This window comes from Pseudomonas sp. FSL L8-0168 (genome assembly GCF_037976155.1).
GTDB lineage: Bacteria > Pseudomonadota > Gammaproteobacteria > Pseudomonadales > Pseudomonadaceae > Aquipseudomonas > Aquipseudomonas paracarnis.
Map to the genome: position 1 here is coordinate 1,284,423 of NZ_CP150262.1, position 22,117 is coordinate 1,306,539.

Here is a 22,117-nt window from a genome sequence, read left to right on the forward strand (position 1 = left end):
GCCCAGCTTTCAGCAAAAAAAACCGCCCTTGCGGGCGGTTCAAGAAAACTCGGCCTTGATCAGAAACCGAGGGAGAAACTCACCGTCACGGCGTGGTCTTTGTCGTTGCGCGAGAGTTGGCCGGAATAGCCCAGGCCCAGTCTGCCGTTCTGGCTGATCTGGTAATCCAGGCCCGCTTCCACCACCGCGCTGTCCTTGGCAATCGGCACGCCCTGGGTGCTGAACGAGCCACCGCCATTGATAAAGCTCAGGTCGGCGTCGGGCTTGGTGTCACCGAAGGCATGGCGCCAGCCGATGCTGCCCCGTGGGGTGATTTTCGAGCCGTTGCCCAGGGTGATGGTCTGGCCAATGCGCACGCCCAAGGTCGAGTAGGTGATGTCCTGGTCGGCATCGCCACGCAGGGCTGCCGAGCCGCCTTTTTCCTTGATGGTGTCGCTGTCATAGTTGACGTAGGCCAGGCCGGCGAACGGTTCCAGGGCCACGGTAGGGGTTTGAATGGTGTAGCCGACTTCACCGAACACCTGCGCACTGCGTGCCTTGTAATCGGCTTTGAGGCGTTGGCCTTCGCCACCGACGGCCACGTTGCGTTTGCTTTCAACGTCATGCCAGCTGTACGCCACGCCCATGCGTGCGGCGAAGGCTTCTTGCTGGTAGGCGGTGTAGGCCATCAGGTGGTAGCTGTCCACATCGGCGCTCGAGTTGCGGCGCTTGGCGTCCAGGTCGCTGCGGGTATAGCCGGCGGCCACGCCCACGCGCCAGGCGTCGTCCACTTGCTTGTCGGTACCGAGCAGGAAGCCGCTGAGGTTGCGGTCCAGCTTGGCGCTGTTGCTGTCACCGCCCATGTGGCCCCAGGTGCCGAGCACGCGCATCCAACCGACCATCTCGCCGTGGCAACCGGCGCTGCTCAGGTGGTTTTCGCTGGGTGCCAGGGCATTGCGCGGGTCGTCCTCGCGGTAGCAACCGGGTTGGCGCAGGCGCTCGTTGACCGCATCACGCACGTAACGCGAGTCTTCAAGCATGGCGCTGGCGGTGCTGGCGTGGATTTCGCCGGACAAGCTGTCGAAGGCCGCACGTGCCGCCCCTGCATCACCGTTAAGCAGTGCATTTTGCACCGCTGCGCCACCGACTGCGGTGCCTGTGCCCAACGCCGCCGCTACGCCGCGCTGGTTACCGGTGGCCGCCACGCTGGCGTAGCTGACGTCGTTGCGGCTGACCGCCAGGGCCACTTGGGTTGGGCTGTAGTTCAACGCGGTAGTGAGGAATGCCAGGTTCTCCAGGTTGGTGGTGGCAAAGGTGCCGTTGACCGCGCCCGCCGTCAGCAGGGTGTAGGTGGTGGCGCCGGCATAGGGTGCCAGGTTGACCACATTCAAGGTGCCGCCCAGGTTGGCGGTGCCGCCCACGGCCAGGGAGCCGGTGGTGGATGGGGTGATCACCAGGTTCAGCGCACCGGTGCTGGCGTTGGTGAAGTTGCCGGCAACGGTCAGCTTGCCACCGTCGGGCGTCACCGAGCCGTTGTTGACCAGCGAACCGACACTGCCGTTACCGGTCAGCCCCGCACCGTTGGCCACGGTGACTTGGCCGCCGAGCACGGCGCCTGGGTTGGCCGCGTTGCCCACTTGCAACACGCCCTCTTCCACCGCCACGGTGCCGCTGAACGGCTGGTTGCCGGTCAGCAACAGCGCGCCTGCGCCTTGCTTGATCAGCGCACCGGTGCCGCTCAAGGTGCCGCTGAACTGGCCATTGGTGCGCTGGGTAAACAACAACCGCGCGTTGTTGAGGATCCTGCCACGCAGGCTGGTGGTGGTGCCCGCCAGCGTACCGCCACTGACGGTAGTGCCGCCGGTGTAGGTATTGGCGCCAGTCAGCAGCAAGGTGCCCGCATCCAGCTTGTTGATGCCGCCGGTTCCCACCAGCGGTGCATCAATCTGAGCGGTCACGCCGGAATTGACGCGCACTGGCGCCAGGCTGCCATCGGCCGCATTGGTCGGGCTCAAGCTACCGCCTGCGCCGGCGACCAGCGTGTAGCCGGCGTCCAGCACTTGCAGTCCAGTGAAGCCCTGGTTGCCGACTACGGTCACGGTGCCGCCCTGCCCGCCAAATACCGCGAACTGATTGGTGGACGCCTGCCCTTGAGTGCCGGTGGGGTCGGTCCAGTTGGTGCCTGGGCCCCAGGTACCACTGCCGCCGGTGATGCTGCCATCGGGGTTGGTGGTGCCGCCGTTCCAGAACTGGATCTGCCCTGGGGTGGTTTGCACCACCAGGTTGAGCTGGTTGGCCAGCGCCGTTTGCAGGCTCAGGTTGCCCAGTGCCACCGGCAAGGTGCCAAAGGTGAGGCCGTTATCGGTCAAGCTGCCGCCGTAGCGGAACAGCTGGTACACGCCGACACCGAAGCCGCCGGTATCGCTGACGTTGAGGGTGCCGTCCAGGGTCAGGTTGCCCGCCACGTTCACCGCTGTACTGGAGGCACCCGGCGCACCGAGGGCGAAGTCCAGGGTGGTGCCCGATGACAAGGCCAGCGAACCCACCGACAGCGGCGTCGCGGCACCGGCCTGGAGCACCGAGCCGTCAGCCATGTTCACCGCACCGCCCAGGGTACCGCTGCCGCCGAGGGTCGCGCCGCTGGCGACTTGCACTGCGGCGCTGTTCAAGGTGCCGTTGACCAGCAGGCTGCCGGTGTTGACGTTGGTGTTGCCGGTAAAGGTGTTGTTGCCGCTGAGCAACAACGCGCCGGTGCCGGTTTTGTTCAACACACCGGTACCGGTGAGGTTGCCGGTGTAGGTGCCGTCGATGGCTTGCTCAAAGGTCAACGCCGCGTTGTTGGCGATAGCGCCTTGCAGGCTGGTGGTGTTGCCCGTGGTGCTGCCGCCGTTGAGCGTGGTACCGCCGCTGTAGGTGTTGGCCGCGGTCAGCAACAAGTCGCCGTTGCCATTTTTCACCAGGCCGCCGCTGCCGCTGACCACGCCGTTGAGGGCTAGGTCGTGGCTGCCGGCCAGGGTCAGCGCGCCACCCAGGTTGAGGGTATTGGCCAGTTGCAGGTCGGTGCTGCCATCCAGTTGCGCCGCGCCGCCGACCGTCAAGGCACCACTGCCCAGGGCAGCATTATTGCCAAGGATCAATTGACCGGCGTTCAGGCCAGTGCCGCCGCTGTAGCTGTTGACGCCATTGAGCGTCAGCGCTGCCGCACCGTTTTTCACCAGGCTGCCGCTGCCGCTGACAACCCCATCAAGGGTCAGCGCGTTGCTGCCTGCCACCGCCAAGGCACCGTTGAGCACGGCCGCATTGGCCAGGCTGACCGCCGCGTTGCTGTCCAGGGTAGTACCACCGGCCGCCGTCAGAGCGCCTGTGCCCAGGGCACTGTTATTACCCACCACCAGGGTGCCGCCATTGAGCGCGGTACCGCCGGTGTAGCCATTATTGCCGTTGAGTACCAGGGTGCCGCTGTCGAGCTTGGCCAGGGTGCCAGCGCCGTTGAGGGTCACGCCCAGGGTCGCGGTGGCGTTGGGGTCGACGCGTACCGCGGTGTTGCCGGTGCCGCCATTGACCAGGTTGAGCACGCCCGCCGTGCCGGAGCCCAGGGTGTAGCCATCAGTGACGAACTGCATGCCGGTGATGTTTTGCGTACCGTCCACCGTCACGTTGCCCGCCGCGCCTTGGAACACCGCGAAGCTGTTGGCCCAGCCTTGGTTGAGGGTGCCGTCGACATTGGTCCAGTTGGTATTGCCGGCGTTCCAGGTGCCGTTGCCGCCGTCAATCGCACCGTTGCCGATCAGGCTGTTGCCATCCCAGAACTGCACGGTGGTGTTGGGCGCAGTCACCAGCAGGTTGACCTTGTTGGTGATCGCGGTCTGCACTTGCAGGTCGCCCGGCACCACGCTGCCTGGCAGTGTGCCAAGAGCCAGGCCGTTATCGGTCAAGGCCCCGGTGTAGTTGATAAGGTTGTAGACGCCGCTGCCAAAGCCGCCGATATCAGTGACATTGAGGTTGCCGTCCAGGGTCAGATTGCCGCCGACATTCAGCAGGCCTGTGCCGCCACCCAGCACCGGAGTGCCGAGACCGACATCCAGGTTCGAGTTGCCACCCAGCACCAACGAGCCCACCGACAGCGTGCTGCCGGTGGCCAAGCCGATGTGCCCACCGTCGGCCACGGTCACCGCGCCAGCCAATGAACCGCTGCCGGCCAGGGTCGCGCCGCTGTTCACTGCCACCGTGCCGCTGGCCAGGGAACCGGTGACATTCAAGGTGCCGCCGTTGACGTTGGCCGCGCCGCTGATGGCATTGGTGCCGCTCAGGTTGAGCACCCCGCTGCCGTTTTTATCCAGATTGCCGGCACCGTTGAGCGCACCGCCAAAGCTGTTATCCAGGTTGCTGCCACCCACCGCCAGCGTGTTGCCGCCAGCCACCTGTACCACGCCGTTGCCGGCCAGGCTGTTGAGGTTGGCGTTGCCACCCAGGTTGAGGCTGGCGCCGCTGCCGACAGTGACGCCGGAGGTGGTGCCTAGCGCACCATTACCCGTCGTGGTCACGCTGCCCGCCGCCACGGTCAGTGGGCCGCTGAAGCTGTTGTTGCCGGTCAGCAGCAGGTCCGCCGCGCCATTCTTGATCAGCGCTGCATTGCCAGCGAGTACACCGGCCAGGGTCAGGTTGTTGCTGCCTGCGACAGTGAGGTCGCCATTGAGGTTGACCGCATTGGCCAACACCAACGGCGTGCTGTTGGCCAGGGTCGCCGTACCGCCGACGGTCAATGCGCCCGAGCCCAGGGCCGTGGTGCTGCCGACGGTCAGCGTGCCGGCATTGAGGGCCGTGCCGCCGCTGTAGGTATTGGTGCCGTTGAGGGTCAGGTTGGCGCCACCGGCCTTGGTCAACGAACCACTGCCGTCCACTACACCGTTGAGGCTCAGATCGTTGCTGCCGCCGACGGTGAGCGCGGCGTTCAGGCTGGTGTTATTGGCCAGGGCCAACGCCGTGTTGGTGTCCAGGGTGGATGCCCCATTGACCGCCAAGGCACCGCTGCCCAGGGCTGACGCATTGCCCAGGGTCAAGGAACCGGCATTCAATTGCGTGCCGCCCAGGTAGGCATTGGCGCCGTTGAGCGTGAGGTTGCTCACGCCGGTTTTGATCAGCCCACCGGTACCGCTGACCAGGCCGTTCAGGCTGAGGTCGGCGGTGCCCAGAATGCCCAGGTTGCCGGCCAGATTCACCGTGTTGGCCAGGGCGACCGCCGTGCTGCTGTCGAGGGTGGTGCCGGCGGCCGCGTTCAGGGCACCACTGCCCAGGGCCGAATTGGAGGCCAGGATCAGGCCGCCTGCGTTGAGTGCGGTTGGGCCAGCATAGGTGTTGTTGCCACTGAGGGTCAGGTTGGCGATGCCATTCTTGATCAGGCTGCCCGTGCCCGCCACCGTGCCGGCCAGGGTCAGGGCATTGCTGCCGCCGAGGGTGAGGCTGCCGTTGACGTTGAGTGCATTGGCCAGGCTGACCGCGGTGTTGCTGTCCAGGGTGGTGCCGTTGGCGGTGGTCAAGAGGCCGCTGCCCAGGGCACTGTTATTGCCGACCACGAGGGTGCCGCCATCCAGGGCAGTGCCGCCGGTGTAGCTGTTGGCGCCGTTGAGCACCAGGGTGCCGGTGTCGAGCTTGGCCAGGGTGCCGCCGCCGTTAAGCGCCACGCCCAAGGTGGCAGTGACGCCTGGATCGACACGTACGGCGGTGTTGCCGCCCACGCCATTGAACAGGGTCAGGGCGCCCGCTGCCCCGCCGGCCAGGTTGTAGCCATCGGTGACGAACTGCAAACCAGTGATGGCTTGCGCGCCGTCAACCGTGACGGTGCCCGCCGTGCCTTGGAACACGGCAAAGCTGTTGGGCGTCCAGGCGGTATTGAATGCACCATTGACGCCGGTCCATTGGCTGCCGCCTGCACTCCAGGTGCCGCTGCCGCCTTCGATGGTGCCATTGCCCGTGGTTTGGCTGCCGTCCCAGAACTGCACGTTGGTGCTGCCGTTGACCAGCAGGTTGATCTGGTTGCCGATCGCAGTTTGCAGGTCCAGGTCGCTGGCCGGGATGTTCACCGGCAGGCTGCCCAATAGCAGGCCGTTGTTGGTCAGGCCACCGGTGTAGTCGATCAGGCGGTAGATACCCGCACCGAAGCCGCCGATATCCGTGACGTTAAGGGTGCCGTCCAGAGTCAGGTTGCCGTTGACCTGCACCAGCGCGGTGCCGCCCGTCGCGGGCGCGCCGAGGCCCGCATCCAGGTTGGCGTTGGCATTGAGCAGCAGCGAACCGGTGGTCAGGGTCGCGCCGGAATTGACGGCCAGGTGGCCGCCGTCGGCGATGCTCACGTTGCCCAACAAAGTACCGGTACCACCGAGGGTGGCACCACTGCCCACCGCCACGTTGGCGCTGGCCAGGGAACCATTGACGAGCAAGCTGCCGGCGTTGACCTGGGCGTCCCCGGTCACCACGCTGAGGCCACCGAGGGTCAAGGCGCCTGTGCCGTCTTTGGCCAGGTTGCCGAGGCCTGCCACGACGCCGTTGAAGGTGCTGTCCAGATTATTGTTGCCGACGCTTAAGGTGCTGCCGGCCCCTACGGTTGCAAGCCCGGTACCCGTGAGGGCGCCCAGGCTGGAGCTACCGCCCAGGTTGAGGGAAGTACCGCTCGCCAGGTTGACCCCGGCGCCGACACCCAGTGCTCCGTTGCCCAGCGTGGTGAGGCTGCCTGATTGCACATCGAACAGGCCGTTGAAGGTGTTAGTACCGGTCAGGCTCACATCCGCCGTGCCGGTTTTGACCAGGCTGCCGCTGCCGGCCAGCACGCCGGCCAGGGTCAGGTTGTTGTTGAGACCGCCCACGGTCAGCCCAGCGTTGAGGTTGACCGCATTGGCCAATACCAGCGGTGTGCTGTTGGCCAGAGTAGCTGCACCGTTTACGTTCAAGGCGCCGGTACCCAGGGCTGCTGCCGTGCCCAGGGTCAGCGTGCCGGCGTTGAGGCTGGTGCCGCCTTGGAAGGTGTTGACGCCATTGAGGGTCAGGTTGGCCGCGCCGTCTTTGCTCAGGCCAGCCGTGCCGGTGACCAGGCCACCCAGGGTCAGGTCGTTGCTGCCGGTGACGGCGAGGTTGGCGTCAAGCACGACGCCATTGCCCACACTCAGCGCTGCCGTGTTATCCAGGGTCGCCGCGCCGCCAACGGTGAGGTTGCCCAGGCCAAGGGCGGTGGCGCTGCCCAAGGTCAGCGTACCGGCGTTCAGGGTGGTGCCACCCAGGTAGGCGTTGGCGCCGCTGAGGATCAGATTGGCCGTGCCCTCCTTGGTCAGGCTGCCTGCACCGTTGATTGCGCCGCCGAGGGTCAGGTCAGCGGTGCCGCCGATGCCCAGGTTGCCCGCCAGATTGATCGCGTTGGTAGTGGTGACCGCCGTGCTCGCGTCCAAGGTGGTACCGACTGCGGCATTCAACACGCCCGCGCCCAGCGCCGTATTGCTGGCCAGGATCAGCCCGCCTGCGTTCAAGGCCACAGGGCCCAGGAAGGTATTGGTGCCGCCGAGTGTCAGGCCTGCCGTGCCATTCTTGACCAGGCCACCGGTGCCGCTGATGGCGCCATTGAGCGCCAATGCGTTGCTGCCGCCGACCGTCAGGCTGCCGTTGAGTACCGCATCATTGCCCAGGGTTACAGAGGCGTTGCTGTCCAGGGTGGTGCCCGCCGCAGCGGTCAGCGTGCCAGTGCCCAGCGCGGTGTTGCTGCCGACCACCACCGTACCGCCATTGAGCAAGGTGCCGCCGGTGTAGCTGTTGGCGCCATTGAGCACCAGCGTGCCGGTATCGAGTTTGTTCAGCACGCCCGCGCCGGTGATATCGACGCCGAGGGTGGCAGTCGCCAGTGGGTCGACGCGCACGGCGAAGTTGCCGCTGCCGGTGCTCAACTGCCCACCGGTGCCATTGACCAGGCTGTAGCCATCGGTGACGAATTGCAGACCGGTGATGGTTTGTACGCCATCCACGCTGACAGTGCCCGCAGCACCTTGGAACACCGCAAAGCCACCGCCCCAGGTCTGGTTGGAAAGGCCGTCGGCCGACGTCCAGTTGGTGCCCCCCGCTGTCCAGGTGCCGTTGCCACCGTCAACAGTGCCGTTGGCAAGGGTGTTGCTGCCGTCCCAGAAACGAATATTCGGCGCCGCTACCACCAGGTTGACCTGGCTGCCCACTGAGGTCTGTACCAGCAGATCACCCAGGCCATAACCCAGCGGCACCGTGTTGACGTTCAATGCGCCGGTCAAGCCGCCGGTGTAGTTGATCAAGCGATACACACCAGCGCCAAAGCCACCGGCATCGCTCACATTAAGGTCGCCGGCCAGATTCACGTTGCCGCCGACATTCATCAGCGAGGTCAGCGACGGTGCGCCAAGCGCCACATCCAGACTGGCCCCGGCACTCATGTTCAGGCCAGCGGCCGACAAGGTCGTGCCACTGCCCAGCGCCAGGTGCCCGCCGCTATTGATATTCGCCGTACCCAAGAGCGAGCCACTGCCGGTGAGGGTGCCGCCGCTGTTCACGTTGACCAACGCGCTGCCCAGAGAACCATCGACATCCAGAGTGCCCGCGTTGATCGCCGTGTTACCGGTGATGCCATTGATTCCGTTGAGCGTGAGCGTGCCGGTACCCACTTTGATCAAGCTGCCCGCGCCGCTGAGGTCACCGTCAAAAGTACTGCTGGTGTTCACCCCTCCCACGGTGAGATTCAAACCGCCGCCGACTGCCACGCCACCCGCACCGCTGAGGCCGGCCAGGCTGGAATCGACGCCCAGGTTCAGTGCGGCGCCGGTGCTGACATTGACGCCAGAGGTGTTGCCCAATGCACCGGTGCTGCCGGTGGTGACGCTGCCGGAGACAATATTCAATGGCCCGGTGAAAGTGTTGTTGCCGCTCAAGGTCAGGTCAGCCAAGCCATTTTTGATCAGCGCACTGGCGCCGCTGAGCACGCCGCTGAGGTTCAGGTCATTGTTGCCCGCGAGCGTCAGGTCGCCATTCAAGGCAATCCCGTTGCCCAGGGTGAAGGTCGCGCTGGTATCCAGAGTTGCCGCACCACCGACCGTCAAGGGGCCTGCGCCCAATGCGCCTGCCGTGCCCAAGGTCAACGTACCGGCGTTGAGGCTGGTGCCACCGGTGAACGTGTTGGTGCCGTTAAGGGTCAGGTTGGCCAGGCCATCCTTGATCAGCGCACCCGCGCCGCTGACCACACCGCCCAGGGTCAGCCCATTGGTGCCGCCGACGGTCAGCCCGGCGTTGAGGGCAATACCATTGCCCAACGCCACCGCCGAGGTGCTGTCCAGGGTGGCGGCGCCGCCGACGGTCAAGCTGCCCAGGCCAAGCGCCGTGTTGCTGCCGACGGTCAGCGTGCCGGCATTCAGCGTGGTGCCACCCAGGAAGTTATTGCTGCCGCTCAGTGTCAGGCCGGCTGTGCCGTTCTTGGTCAGGCTGCCTGCACCGTTGACTGTGCCGCCCAGGGTCAGGTTGGCGCTGCCACCGATTCCAAGGTTACCGGCCAGGTTGATCGCGTTAGTCAGCGTGGCACTGGTGCTGGCGTCCAGGGTCGTGCCTGCGGCTGCATTCAACGTACCCGCACCCAAGGCACCGGTAGCGCCAATCACCAGCTTGCCGCTGTTGAGTGCCGTGTTGCCCAGGTAAGTGTTCGCTTGATTGAGGAGCAGATCCGCCGGGCCGTTCTTGATCAACCCACCAAGGCCCGCCACCACACCGCCAAGGGTCAGCGCGCTGCTGCCGCCAAGGGTCAGGTTACCGCCCAGGTTGAGGTTATTGCCCAGGCTCACTGCTGCACTGGCATCCAACGTGGTACCCGCCGAGGCGTTCAACACACTGGCGCCGAGCGCAGTATTGGAGCCCACCACCAGCGAACCGGCGTTGAGGGCCGTGGCGCCGGTGTAAGTATTGTTGCCCGTAAGCGCCAGGCTCGATACGCCCTCCTTGATCAACCCGGAACCACCGCTGACAACCCCGCCAAGGGTCAGCGGGTTCACGCCGTCTACGGTCAGATTGGCGTTCAAGGTAATCGCATTGCTGGTTGTCAGCGCAGCATTGCTCTGCAAAGTACCTGCACCCGCCACGGTCAATGCACCGGTACCTAGCGCTGCGGCATTGCCCAATGTAAGCGTGCCGGCGTTCAAGGTGGTACCACCCTGGAAGGTGTTGGTGCCACTGAGGATCAATTCGCCGGTACCCGCTTTGCTCACACCCGCGGCGCCCGAGATCACACCACTCAGGGTCAACCCGGTCGAGGCGCCCTGTACCGTTAAACCACCGGTACCCAGGGTCATCAGGTTGGCCAGTGTCAGGCCGTTGCCGGTGGCCTCGATAGCGCCGCCGTTAGACGTGAGCACACCGCTGCCAAATGTCGCGTTGTTATTGAATTGCGCCACACCGCCATTGAGCGTAGTGCTGCCGCTGACCAACGGCCCCTGCAACGTCCAGGTGCCACTATTGATGGCCAGGTTGTTGAAGTTGACATAGTTGGCGCTTGAAGCCGTGCCGGTGCCTGTACTGCCACCACCGACGCCCGTCGTGTTTTCAAGGATCAGCGAGTTGCTGCCGCCTGCGCCGCCGTCCACCTGGCCGGTGGGGGCGAACGTCAGGTTCACGCCGATCAGTCCGCCAAGGCTTAAGCCGAGGCCGCCGCCGTTGGTCACTTGCGAGCCCGTGACTGCCGTAAAGGTGTTGGTACTGGCGGCCCCCATCGACACACCGCCAGAGATAGTGCCGGTGTTGCGGAACGTGTTCCCTGTAGTGGAGCTCTCGAACGCCACGCGCCCGGTCAGGGTGCCGTTATTCGTCATATTGACCTGCCCGCCACCCTGCACGGCCACCACCGGGGTATCGGAAGTGAGCAGCGACAGGCCGAGCAAAGAAGAAGAACCAATGACCCCGTTGTTGACGATCGTGGTGGTGCCGCCTGCGCCGTTGGTGGCGTTCAGGGCCATGCCGTCCAGCGAGGCCAGGTTCAGCCCCAGCAATGCGCCAGTACCGCGCATGATGCCGGAGGCGCTGTTGGTGATGTTCAATGCGCTGGCTGCCGTGTTGCCGATCACTACGCCACCGCTCAGCACCGAAACCAATCCGAGAAGTGCCGGGTCAATGGTGCCGGAGTTGTTCAACGTCGTGTTGTTGCCGGTCAGGGTCAGTGCTTTACCGCCCAACGTCGCATTGAGCTGCGCCCCCGCGTTGACGTTGACCGTCAGGCTGTTGACTGCACTGCTGAAGGTATTGAGAAACAGCGGCAATGTCGGCACACCCGTACAGGTCACCGTCGCTCCAGCGGTGGGACTCGCCGGGCTACAGGCGGCGAACACATCCGGGCTCGCCAGCCCCATCACCAGCCCGGCCACGCCCAGGCGGATCGCAAGAGAAAGCGCAGAAATACGAGGTAAAGCGGCAGTCGCAAGTCTTCTATCCACGTTCTACTCCTTGTGGTCCAAGCCTTTCATCCGTGACTGCGTGCACGCCTTGTTTCAACGATCCACACGCATCGAATTCGAAACACCTGACCGTGGTGACTACTGGTTCAGTTTTTCGAAACGTTAGTAGACCTGCGCGAAAGCCATTGAATTAAATGGTATTAATACTTTCGTAAAACCGGTGTAAGAATGGGATGAGAGCCAACATCCATTGACTGTCGCGTCAAAAATACAAGTTTCCAAATGTGAAAAAGCGCTCTAATAGCGCCCTATCCTCCCCACCGTAGGAGCGAGCCTGCTCGCGAAAATCCTCAACGATGACGCGACAAACCAGACACAACGCGGTGCCCTTGCGTTCTTCGCAAGCAAGCTCGCTCCTACCGTTGATCGATGCAAATGCTGGAGTTCGTAATGCCCCATGAAGGCAACCTGTTACAAGCAGCCGTGGTGTTCCTGTTCGCCGCCGTGCTGACCGTGCCCCTGGCCAAGCGCCTGCAATTGGGCGCGGTGCTGGGCTATCTGTTTGCCGGTGTGATCATCGGCCCGTCTGTTCTCGGCCTGATCGGCAACCCGCAAAGCGTGGCGCAGTTCTCTGAACTGGGCGTGGTGCTGTTGCTGTTCATCATCGGCCTGGAGCTGTCGCCCAAACGTTTGTGGGTGATGCGCAAGGCGGTGTTCGGCGTCGGCCTGGCCCAGGTCCTGCTCACCGGCGTGGTGATGGGCGCGGTCGCGCTATGGCTGTTTGGCCAGTCGTGGAACAGCGCCATCGTGCTGGGCCTGGGCCTGGCGCTGTCGTCTACGGCGTTTGGCCTGCAAAGCCTGGCCGAACGCAAGGAACTCAACCAACCCCACGGGCGCCTGGCCTTTGCCATCCTGTTGTTCCAGGACATCGCCGCCATCCCGCTGATCGCCATGGTGCCGTTGCTGGCCGGCAGCGATCATCCGACCACCGAGGCCCAAGGCCTGCAACATGTGCTGCAGATCCTGGGCAGCATCGCCGTGGTGATCATCGGCGGGCGCTACCTGTTGCGCCCGGTGTTTCGCATTGTCGCCAAGACCGGCCTGCGCGAAGTGTCCACCGCCACCGCGTTGCTGGTGGTGATCGGCACCGCCTGGCTGATGGAGTTGGTGGGCGTGTCCATGGCCTTGGGGGCCTTCCTCGCCGGCCTGCTGCTGGCGGATTCGGAATACCGCCACGAACTGGAATCCCAGATCGAGCCGTTCAAGGGCCTGCTGCTGGGGCTGTTTTTTATCAGCGTGGGCATGGGCGCCAACCTCAGTCTGCTGCTCAGCACACCGCTGGTGGTGATCGGCCTGACCCTGCTGCTGATCGGCTTGAAGCTGCCGCTGCTGTACGCCGTCGGGCGGATGGTGGGCGACCTCAACCGCGAAAGCGCTTTACGCCTGGGCGTGGTGCTGGCGGCGGGGGGTGAGTTCGCCTTTGTGGTGTTCAAGATCGGCCGCGACCAGGGCCTGTTCGAACCGCAGCTGTACGACGTGCTGGTACTCACCATCACGCTGTCCATGGCCGTGACCCCGCTGCTGTTGCTGGTGTGCCCGAAGCTGTTCAAGCCCAAGGTCAAGCCGGTGGAAGTACCCGAGGAATACCGCGCCATCGAAAGCGATGCGCCCCGCGTGGTCATCGCCGGCATGGGCCGTATGGGCCAGATCGTGGCGCGCATCCTGCGCGCGCAGAACATCTCGTTCATCGCCCTCGACACCTCGGTGGAAACCATCGAGCTGACCCGCAGTTTCGGCGGTATGCCGGTGTTCTACGGCGACCCCCAGCGCCCGGAAATCCTCCACGCGGCCAAAGTCGATCAGGCGGAATTCTTCGTGATCGCCATGGACGACCCAGAGATCAACATCAAGACCGCCGAGTTGGTGCGCAACCTCTACCCGCACATGAAGATCATCGCCCGTGCGCGTAACCGCCAGCACGTACACCGCCTGGTGGACCTGGACGCTTCACCGGTGCGCGAAACCTTCTACTCCAGCCTAGAAATGAGCCGCCGTACCCTGGTCGGCCTCGGTTTGAGCCAGGCCCAGGCCGATGCGCGCATCAACCGCTTCAAGACCCACGACCAGCAGGTACTTGCCGCCCAACACGCGGTGTACGACGACGCGGCCAAGGTCATGCAAACCGCCCAGGAAGCCCGTGCGGAACTGGCGCGCCTGTTTGAAATGGACAGGCTTGAGGAAGAGTCTTCCGACAAAGTGTGACGGGGCCGATGAACGAGATTGCGAATTTTCTGACAGAATACGCCGCAATTTCGTTCATCCCCGGAGTGCTTCATGGCCACGTTCACCAAGACCGCAATGCTGCTGGCCCTCGCGCTCACCGCCGGCAGCGTATTCGCTGCTGCAAAGCCCACCACCCAGACCATCGCCACCTTGGGTGGCAAGTTCACCTTCAAACTGCCCAAGGCCTACAGCGCCGACACCCTGCCCTCCGGCACAGCGCAAGACGGCACCGCTGACACCCAAGGCACCCTGTACGCTAACTCAACGACGAAAAGTGTGGTGATCGTCGCCGAAACCGTGCGCAACGATGGGGCAACTATCCAGGATAACGACCCGCAGTTCCTAGACGGCGCCGTGGCCGATTTCGTCAAGGACCAGAGCGCTGCGCTGCCTGACTTCAAGAAACTGGGCGAGAAGAAACTCACCTACAAGGGCCTGGGCCTGCGCCAAGTGGACAGCAGCGCCACCCAAGGTGGTGGCAAGACCTTGAACTCCACTTTTCTGGGGGGTTCGGGCAACCATTTGCTGGTGATCCAGGCGATTTCCCGGGCGGATGATGTGAAGGGGCATGCGCAGTTGGTGAAGCAGATTACAGGCGGCAAATGACCCTCCTCTTTACAGCCAACACAAAACCCATGTGGGAGCGGGCTTGCCCGCGATAGCGGTGTGTCAGTCACTCATTCTTTTACTGAGCCACCGCTATCGCAGGCAAGCCAGCTCCCACATTTTCAAGCGCATTTCACTTCAGGCTTTTCTCAAGCCAGGCTTTTAAGTCCTGGATTTCCGCTTCGCTGATGGTGTGATTCATCCCCGGGTACTCATGAAACTCCGGCTTGAGCCCCAACCCTGTCAGCACCTTGTTCGCCTGCGTGGCCGAGCTGAAGGGCAGCGCCTGGTCCAAGGTGCCATGGCCGATAAAGATCGCCAGCTTGCCCATGGACGCATCCGGTTTCAGCGCAGACCTGAGCCCCGGTAGCACGCTGCCACTGAGTGCGGCGATACCGCGCACCCACTCGGGTTCACGCAAGGCCACCTCGTAAGACATGATCGCGCCCTGGCTGAACCCCACCAGGAACACCCGATCACTTTGGGTGTGGTACTTGGCGGTGGCCTTGAGCACAAAGTCCTTGATCAGCCGGGCGCTGCTGAACAGTTCATCGGTCTCGCCGTTGTACTCAGGCTCATCGGTCTTGGTAAACCAACGATACCCCTGCGGCTCCACCGGCAGTGGCGCACGCACTGATAGGTAGGTCCAGGTAGACGGTAACGCGTCCTTGATGCCAAATAAATCTTCCTCGTTGCTGCCAAACCCATGCAGGAAGATCACCAGCGGCTGGTTGCGCGCATCGCCCTGGGTCTGTTCCAGGTAGGACAACGGCAAGTCGGTGTGCAAGCCGGTGTCGGCATGAGCGGCGCCGGCCACCAGGGCCAAGGCGAGGGCAAGCTGTTTGAGCATCGGGTTTACCTCAGGGTTTGCGCAGCAAATAGGTGTCCATGATCCAGCCGTTTTCCAGGCGTGCCGCCTTGCGTACCCGTTCGATCTCTTCTGCCACGTGCGCCACTTTACCGCTGATCAGGATCTCGTCCGGCGTGCCCAGGTAGGCGCCCCAGTAAATATCCAGGTCCTGATCCGCTACGCTGCGGTAGGAATCTTCGGCGTCGAGCATCACCACCAGGGTATCGGCATCACTCGCCTGCCCCGCCGCCAGCCGTCGCCCAGTGGTGATTTCGATGGACTTGCCGATACGGTTGAGCGGCACCTTATGCTGCGCCGCCAGGGCCTGCACGCTGGTGATACCGGGGATCACTTCAAACTCGAACACACAGCGGCCACTGGCAAGAATCGCCTGCAAGATACGAATGGTGCTGTCGTACAGCGCCGGGTCGCCCCAGGCCAAAAACGCCCCGACTTCGCCGTCGGCCATTTCTTCGTTGATCATGCGTTCGAAGGTCTGCTGCTTATCGCGGTTGAGGTCTTGCACGGCGGTGGTGTAGTCGATTTCACCACGCACCCGCTCCGGGCAATCGGCCTCGACAAAACGGTAGCCGGGTTCGGTGATGTAGGTGTCGCAGATTTCCCGGCGCAGGTCGATCAGCTTGTCCTTGCTCTGGCCCTTGTCCATCAGGAAGAACACGTCGGTACGGTTCAGCGCCTTCACGGCCTGCATCGTGATGTAGTCAGGGTTGCCGGCGCCAATGCCGATGATCAGGATGCGTTTCATGGGGTGCTCAGTACAGGGCGTGAAATGTTGCCATGTTACTGGGTTGCCCTGCTGGGTCAAATCACCTTGAACTGCCGGGCGATGTCAAGTTTGAGCTTACCTGCGATCACATTTTTATAACTGTCGTTCGTTTCATCAAAGCCCAAGGGGTGTTTGTCAGAGAAATTCAACTTTGTCAGTATCTTGGTCAACATCCTATATCTGCCCCCCAGTCTGGAGCGTTTCGCCACTAATAGCGCATCGGGTACACAGACTTGATAACGAGGGACTAAGCGAAAGGTCGCAATTGAATTATCCACTTTCAGGCATGTGCCATTGGTTGCCATCACCTCAATTTCGTAGGACGTACTGTCAGCCTGAAGTCTCAATTTATTCAAGTCTAGCCCCCCGCCCTTATATGCAAGCCTGAAAGATATATTCTCCGCATCCACCAAGGGGTGCAGATGAGGTGTCAAGTCAAACCGGGTAGTGCCTTTCATTTGTGGCCCGTTACACTTTTCGCAGCAGGGGATGAAATTCCCCATGGTTAACGCTAGTAAAGGAAATTCGGCCTGCGGGTAATAATGATCAATATTTGGCCTGTACGCTTTCAACCCATCAGGACTTACATAAGTGTCAATGGGCGTTATATGGCAATAAGGGCAAATTTTCGATCGGATGGATGTACACAATGCATAGGCGTCCCATCTTTTTAACAGGACCACCCTCTCTTTAGCTGAAAACTCCTTATAGCACAGATACTTTTTGAAAAAACCATTCAAATAGTCAATATCAACAACACGGGCAAAAGTCTGACTAAAGGCAACAATCACACCCGGCAGCGCCAACGGGTCACACCCACATATGGCCTCCCTGTGTTTATCCAAGAACTCGACAAGACGATGCTGAGTCATGGCCGGCCCGACGAATCCTTTTAAGGCATCAGTCAGTCCTTGCAGCTTCCATAGCATGAATAATTTGTGCCTGACTGCGATGTCCTCCCACACCCGCGCGATGTTAACAATCATGAATATCGCCTCTCCGGAGCACGATATAACGCTTCCTTGATGCCAATATCGCCAATGCTCTCAAGCAATAATTTATCCAAGGCCGAAGAAATGCCCTGTTCAAGACGCTGATGGAGTGCATTTATCTTTTCCGCCGCAAACTCACCAATGGCAGCAGTCCCAAAAGAGTTCAGGATAATGTCTTCCAATGGAGCTGCAAACGTATTCTGAGGTGTGACCCTGTCATCCAGGTTAGTTACCATGCACGCTGGAAAATCACCCGTTATCACAGGGGAGTGCGTGGCAACCACTACCTGCACAATCTTCATGTCAAACTCCGCTTTCACCCCTGCCAGGAATTTATTCAGCAAGGAAATATAACGGCGCTGCCACTCAAGATGAAGATAGGCATCGCCCTCATCGATAAGCACCATGACGTGCTTTAATTTCTTTCCCGCCATGGTTACAAAACCTTGGCGGAGCAAAAAAAACTGGTCAACCAGGGCCCTTACACCCGAGCTTTGATCTGTCCAACGCACTTCGACTGCAGCGGTCGACATTTTTATCTGCTTGATTTCCTCTGCCGAGCCTATAGCAAATGAATAGGACCGGGGGTGTTTGCGGATATCATCCTTCGCCCCAACCTTTATAAAATTGAGCGTGGCACGATAAGTCATCATCAGCAAATCGAACACTTCCTTATCTTCGTCGTAACGTCCATCGCTGGCGAGTTCAAAAAAATTAAAGAAAAATCGCCCAATACGATCATGATCAGGGATTTTTTTTGCCACCGACGTTAAGGCAGCGAGCATTACTAACTTATTGCTTTTACCACGGGGAAGTTTCGATAGAGCAAAACGCTCCAACCTGAGCACGCAGGTATCAAGCAAACGCTCAATCTGGATGTTCAAACGTTCATTCTCATAGTAATCCGAGCTTACAAACTGGCGCTTTTTTTGAATTTTCGCGTATTCAGATAAAAATGTAATCACCGGCTTGTGCGCCGTTTGAAACCCGGCAAGATTGCTCATGACGACAAGCGCAGGCGCCAACACGGTCTTGAACAGCTCAAATTCATAACATACTTCTGCCCTCAAACTTGCGTTCAATTCCAGATCGCTGGCCACTTGGTAGAACTGCTCGGCTCGCGCAGAATTCTCTACCTTTCCAAACCGAGGAGAAGCATCGACGAATCGGTTACGAAAAGGTAGCCGGCGCCGGTAGGGAACGGGAGAGAAGTAAATTACACCAATACGTTCAAGCTCTTCGTCAGACAGTTTCTCCGAAGATGTTTCGCGATCATCATAAACGGCTCTTCGAGGGGTAGAGACAGGCGATGAAATATACGCTGCCATGTCACACAACAAGGCAGTTTTACCAGAACCGTTATTACCCAGAATCAAACGAATCGTGTCCACATCAAAAAAGCCATTCCATTTCAGGCTCTCTTGATTTTCGAATTCAAATTTATTCGTACCTGTCTTGACCGCAATCAACTTGTTCATCTGCATAGAATCCCTTACGCAGCCCGTCAATCATTAGGGCAATTCAAAAAGTCGTGTGTCGTGGGCCAGACAATGGCACCAACAAGTGATGCCATTTTGCCACATGTCTGTGCCCTGCGGTAAGGCATGCGTACTTCACGCCATTAACCGCAACCGCCAATACCCATTGAACCGCAACTCCACCGACGATAATGGCTCAACATCAATCCGGTAGAACATCAAGACAGGCAACTGCATGACGTACAGCATCGCCGCGCGGATGACGAACGGGTGGGTCACGGCGATGACATGGCCGGGTTGGGTTTCGAGGGATTTAAGCCATTGGCCGACCCGCATGCACAACTGACCCACCGACTCGCCGCCGTGGGCTGCGCTGGTGCTGTCGGTGGCCCAGGTGTTCAAGGTTTCGCTGTCGAGCTGGCCGATAGCCTGGCCTTTCCATATGCCGACATCCAGGTCGCGTAAGGCGGGTTCGACCTGGGCGTTATTGCCGAACAAGCCCGCGGTTTGACGGGCTCTCACTTCAGGGCCGCACACCAGGCGTGCCTGTTGTTTGTAGCGCCCGGCCAGGGACAAGGCCGCGCCCTGCCAGTCCATCGTGACGGACTCGTCATCAGAGAAACGCCCCTGCTTTTGCAGGGGCGTGATGGCGTGGCAGATCAGGGTCAAGCGGGTGGCCGGCATGGCAATTCTCTGTACCTGTAGGAGCGAGGGGGACGCATAGTTCTTGCTCGCGAAAAGCGTCAACGATAACGCGTGCTGCCTGAATAAGCGCGGCGCCTATGAGTTTTTCGCGGGCAAGCTCGCTCCTACGGGGTGTTCGTGCTTCAAGCCAGCGCAGCGCTGGCGGGCACGGCCGTGGAGTGACCGCTGGCGACAAAATCCTCCTTGCGCAACACCACCAACGCCAGCAACGACACCACCCCGGTCGCCACGTAGAAATACCACGGCGAGGTAATGTCGCCTGTCACCTTGATCAGCCAGGTGGAAATCAACGGTGCGCTGCCGCCAAATACCGCCACCGGCACGTTATAGGCCACCGCAATCCCGGTGGAACGAATGCGCGTGGGCAGCAGTTCACTCATCAGCGCATAGGTTGACGACGCGTACAGCCCGAACAAAATCGCCACCGCCATCAACGGCGCGAAGAAGGTCGCCGGGGTGGCGGTGGGGGCGGATTTGAACAGCCAGAACATCGCCAGGGTCGCCAAGGTGCCGATCACCATCAGGAACGGCTTGCGCCCGTATTTATCGGTAAAGGCCCCGCCAAATGGCATCACGAAAGCCGCCGAGAAGCTGGCGACGAACACGTACAGCAAGGTGGTGCAGCTGTCGAACTTGAGGATCTTGGCCATGTAGGTCGAGGCAAAGGTCAGCACCAGGTAGAAAATCGAGCTGTGCAAGGTGATGATAAAGAACACCAGGGCAATCGCACGCTTCCACTGCCAGACCTCGCGCAGCGGCGCCCGCGACGTTTGCCCGGCGCGTTGCAGGGCCAGGAACTCGGGGCTGTCTTCGAGCTTGAGGCGGATGTACATGGAGATAAAGCCCAGGGGCGCGGCGATCAGGAACGGTACGCGCCAGGCCCATTCCTGCATGACCTCGGCGCCCAGCACCCAGGTCATGCCATTGGCCACGGCGCCACCGAGCAGCAGGCCAAGCACGGCGGTGACCATCAGCCAGCAAGTGGCGAAGCCGCGGCGACCGGGCCCGGCGTATTCAGAGATGAAGCTGGTGACGGTGCCGATTTCGCCGCCCGCCGAGAAGCCCTGTACGCAGCGCACCAGAATCAACAGGATCGGTGCGGCGATGCCCAGGCTGGCGTAGGTCGGCAACAGGCCCAGCATCACCGTGGAGCCGGTCATCATCACCAGCGCCATGATCAGGGTTTTGCGCCGGCCGATCTTGTCCGCCAGCGGGCCAAAGAACAGCCCACCCAGAGGGCGGATAAAGAAGCTCAGTGCAAACGCGGCAAAGCTGGCCAACAGGCTGGTGGTGGGGTCATCGGAGACGAAGAACGCTTGGCCGATATAGACCGCGAGAAAGCCATACACGCCGTAGTCGTACCACTCGATCAAGTGGCCGGAGGTGGCGCCCAGAAACGCACGGCGGCGCTTGCGGACGGTGTCTTGTGCGGGATTGCCCATCGTCGGGACTCCTTGTCTGATTATCGATCCATGTTAAAGCGCGGCGATACTCGCGGTTTGCAGCCAATGCCGCAAGTCGGTCTTGAGAATCTTGCCGTAGCTGTTCTTCGGCAAATCGCTGCGCCACACATATTTTTTCGGCTTTTTGAACGAGGCCATGCGCGCCAGGAACCAGGCCGTCAGCTCGCTTTCGTCCAGCGGCTGGCCGCTGCGCGTCACGACAAAGGCCACCACCGACTCACCCCATTGCGCGTCCGGCTCGCCCACCACGCACACTTCGAACACCTCGGGATGCTGGGCCAGCACTTCCTCGACTTCACGCGGGTACACGTTGCTGCCGCCACTGATGATCACGTCCTTGGAGCGATCCGTCAGGGTCAGGTAGCCGGCCGGGTCGAGGTAGCCGATGTCGCCGGTCAGCAGCCAGCCGTCCACCAGCGTCTGGCGCGTGGCCTGCGGGTTGCGCCAATAGCCTTGCATCACCGTGGCGCCACGCACCGCGATTTCACCGCGCTCGCCGGTGGGCAGTGGCTGGTGCTCGGCATCAAGAATGCGGATCTCGACACAGGCTTGCGCGTGGCCCACCGAGGCGGCCAAGGTGGCCCAGTCGGGACGCTGGCGCTCGGCGATCAAGGCGCGTGGCAAGACGCTGATGGTCATCGGGCTCTCGCCCTGGCCGTAGATCTGCACCAGGCGCGGGCCGAAGGTGTCGACTGCTTCGCGCAGGTCGGCCAGGTACATGGGGCCGCCGCCGTAGACGATAGTCTTGATGCCGGCGCCGTGATAATCCTGGCGCCGCGCCTGCTCGACCATGCGTTTGACCATGGTCGGCGCAGCAAACAACGACACATCGCCCATGTGCTCGGCCAGCCCGAACAGCTCGGCGGCATCGAAGCCATGGGAAGCCGGCACCACATGCCGGGCGCCGCAGCGCACATGGATAAAGTTGTACAGGCCGGCGCCGTGGGACATGGGCGCGGCATACAGCGCCGCATCGTCGGCACTCACTTGATCGACATCCGTGGCGTAGCACAGCGACATGGCGATCAAGTTGCCGTGGGACAGCATCACGCCCTTGGAACGCCCGGTGGTGCCGGAGGTGTAGAACAGCCAGGCGAGGTCGTGATCCTGGCGGGGCACCGGCTGCTCCAGGCCGGGCCAACCATGGCTGGGCGGCAGCGGGTGGCCGTCCAGTTCCGTGCAATGCACGGGCAAATCCCGCGATGAAAATACCTGGCCGCCGTCGGTAAAGATCAGCCGCGCCTCGGCATTATCGGTAATCCACGCCGCTTCGCTGGGGTGCAGCTTGGCGTTGATCGGCACCGCCACCCCGCCCATCCACCAGATGGCGTAGAGCAGTTCCAGGTAGTCGCAGCTGTTTTTCATCAGCAGCGCCACCGCGTCTCCCGGCACCAGGCCATGCTGCTCCACCAGGTGCGCGGCGCGTTGGCGCACGTGGGCGGCGAAGGTGGCGTAGTCGGCCACTTGCACGCTGCCGTCGAACAAGGCCGGGCGTTGCGGGGCCCGGCGCTGGGTGTCGTGCAGCCAGTTGGCAATGTTCATGGC

General features: G+C 61.8%; 10 protein-coding genes. 2 read left to right on the forward strand and 8 right to left on the reverse strand.

Going from position 1 to position 22,117, the window contains the following annotated elements:
- Positions 1-59: 59 nt before the first annotated feature.
- A complete protein-coding gene (locus MHH62_RS05335) occupies positions 60-11,447 on the reverse strand; it encodes an autotransporter-associated beta strand repeat-containing protein (protein ID WP_339232614.1) in 11,388 nt (3,795 codons plus the stop codon).
- A gap of 411 nt (positions 11,448-11,858) precedes the next feature.
- Between MHH62_RS05335 and MHH62_RS05340 the strand changes: the two genes are divergently transcribed.
- Together MHH62_RS05340 and MHH62_RS05345 are read left to right on the forward strand one after the other, a co-directional pair.
- Positions 11,859-13,670: a monovalent cation:proton antiporter-2 (CPA2) family protein gene (locus MHH62_RS05340; RefSeq protein ID WP_019817299.1), complete on the forward strand. Its 1,812-nt coding sequence runs from the start codon at positions 11,859-11,861 to the stop codon at positions 13,668-13,670.
- A 72-nt stretch (positions 13,671-13,742) separates the two neighbouring features.
- Positions 13,743-14,297 carry a hypothetical protein gene (locus MHH62_RS05345; RefSeq protein WP_336827489.1) on the forward strand — a complete coding sequence of 185 codons (555 nt, stop codon included), beginning with the start codon at positions 13,743-13,745 and terminating at the stop codon, positions 14,295-14,297.
- Positions 14,298-14,430: 133 nt separating this feature from the next.
- On the opposite strand, the gene MHH62_RS05350 is transcribed toward MHH62_RS05345, so the two are convergent.
- The 7 genes from MHH62_RS05350 to MHH62_RS05380 form a co-directional block, all read right to left on the reverse strand.
- On the reverse strand, positions 14,431-15,147 hold the full coding sequence (locus tag MHH62_RS05350) for a dienelactone hydrolase family protein (protein ID WP_020303169.1): 717 nt from the start codon (positions 15,145-15,147) through the stop codon (positions 14,431-14,433).
- A 10-nt stretch (positions 15,148-15,157) separates the two neighbouring features.
- The gene (gene cobF, locus MHH62_RS05355; protein WP_019817301.1) at positions 15,158-15,913 is read right to left on the reverse strand and encodes a precorrin-6A synthase (deacetylating); all 756 of its coding nucleotides are present in this window, start codon (positions 15,911-15,913) and stop codon (positions 15,158-15,160) included.
- Positions 15,914-15,969: 56 nt separating this feature from the next.
- Positions 15,970-16,920, reverse strand: a complete 951-nt coding sequence (locus MHH62_RS05360; RefSeq protein WP_019817302.1) for a hypothetical protein — start codon at positions 16,918-16,920, stop codon at positions 15,970-15,972.
- On the reverse strand, positions 16,917-18,404 hold the full coding sequence (locus MHH62_RS05365) for an AAA family ATPase (protein ID WP_130175625.1): 1,488 nt from the start codon (positions 18,402-18,404) through the stop codon (positions 16,917-16,919). The genes MHH62_RS05360 and MHH62_RS05365 overlap by 4 nt, the downstream gene beginning before the upstream one ends.
- A gap of 135 nt (positions 18,405-18,539) precedes the next feature.
- The gene (locus MHH62_RS05370; RefSeq protein ID WP_019817304.1) at positions 18,540-19,088 is read right to left on the reverse strand and encodes a histidine phosphatase family protein; all 549 of its coding nucleotides are present in this window, start codon (positions 19,086-19,088) and stop codon (positions 18,540-18,542) included.
- Positions 19,089-19,231: 143 nt separating this feature from the next.
- A complete protein-coding gene (locus MHH62_RS05375) occupies positions 19,232-20,551 on the reverse strand; it encodes an MFS transporter (protein ID WP_339232615.1) in 1,320 nt (439 codons plus the stop codon).
- A 33-nt stretch (positions 20,552-20,584) separates the two neighbouring features.
- Positions 20,585-22,114: an AMP-binding protein gene (locus tag MHH62_RS05380; RefSeq protein WP_058410445.1), complete on the reverse strand. Its 1,530-nt coding sequence runs from the start codon at positions 22,112-22,114 to the stop codon at positions 20,585-20,587.
- Positions 22,115-22,117 lie beyond the last annotated feature (3 nt).

Bases quoted from the DNA above. Each gene is read 5' to 3' on its own strand.
- MHH62_RS05340 (WP_019817299.1), top strand. From the start codon at position 11,859: ATGCCCCATGAAGGCAACCTGTTACAAGCAGCCGTGGTGTTCCTGTTC.
- MHH62_RS05345 (WP_336827489.1), top strand. From the start codon at position 13,743: ATGGCCACGTTCACCAAGACCGCAATGCTGCTGGCCCTCGCGCTCACC.
- MHH62_RS05350 (WP_020303169.1), bottom strand. From the start codon at position 15,147: ATGCTCAAACAGCTTGCCCTCGCCTTGGCCCTGGTGGCCGGCGCCGCT.
- cobF (WP_019817301.1), bottom strand. From the start codon at position 15,913: ATGAAACGCATCCTGATCATCGGCATTGGCGCCGGCAACCCTGACTAC.
- MHH62_RS05360 (WP_019817302.1), bottom strand. From the start codon at position 16,920: ATGATTGTTAACATCGCGCGGGTGTGGGAGGACATCGCAGTCAGGCAC.
- MHH62_RS05365 (WP_130175625.1), bottom strand. From the start codon at position 18,404: ATGAACAAGTTGATTGCGGTCAAGACAGGTACGAATAAATTTGAATTC.
- MHH62_RS05370 (WP_019817304.1), bottom strand. From the start codon at position 19,088: ATGCCGGCCACCCGCTTGACCCTGATCTGCCACGCCATCACGCCCCTG.
- MHH62_RS05375 (WP_339232615.1), bottom strand. From the start codon at position 20,551: ATGGGCAATCCCGCACAAGACACCGTCCGCAAGCGCCGCCGTGCGTTT.
- MHH62_RS05380 (WP_058410445.1), bottom strand. From the start codon at position 22,114: ATGAACATTGCCAACTGGCTGCACGACACCCAGCGCCGGGCCCCGCAA.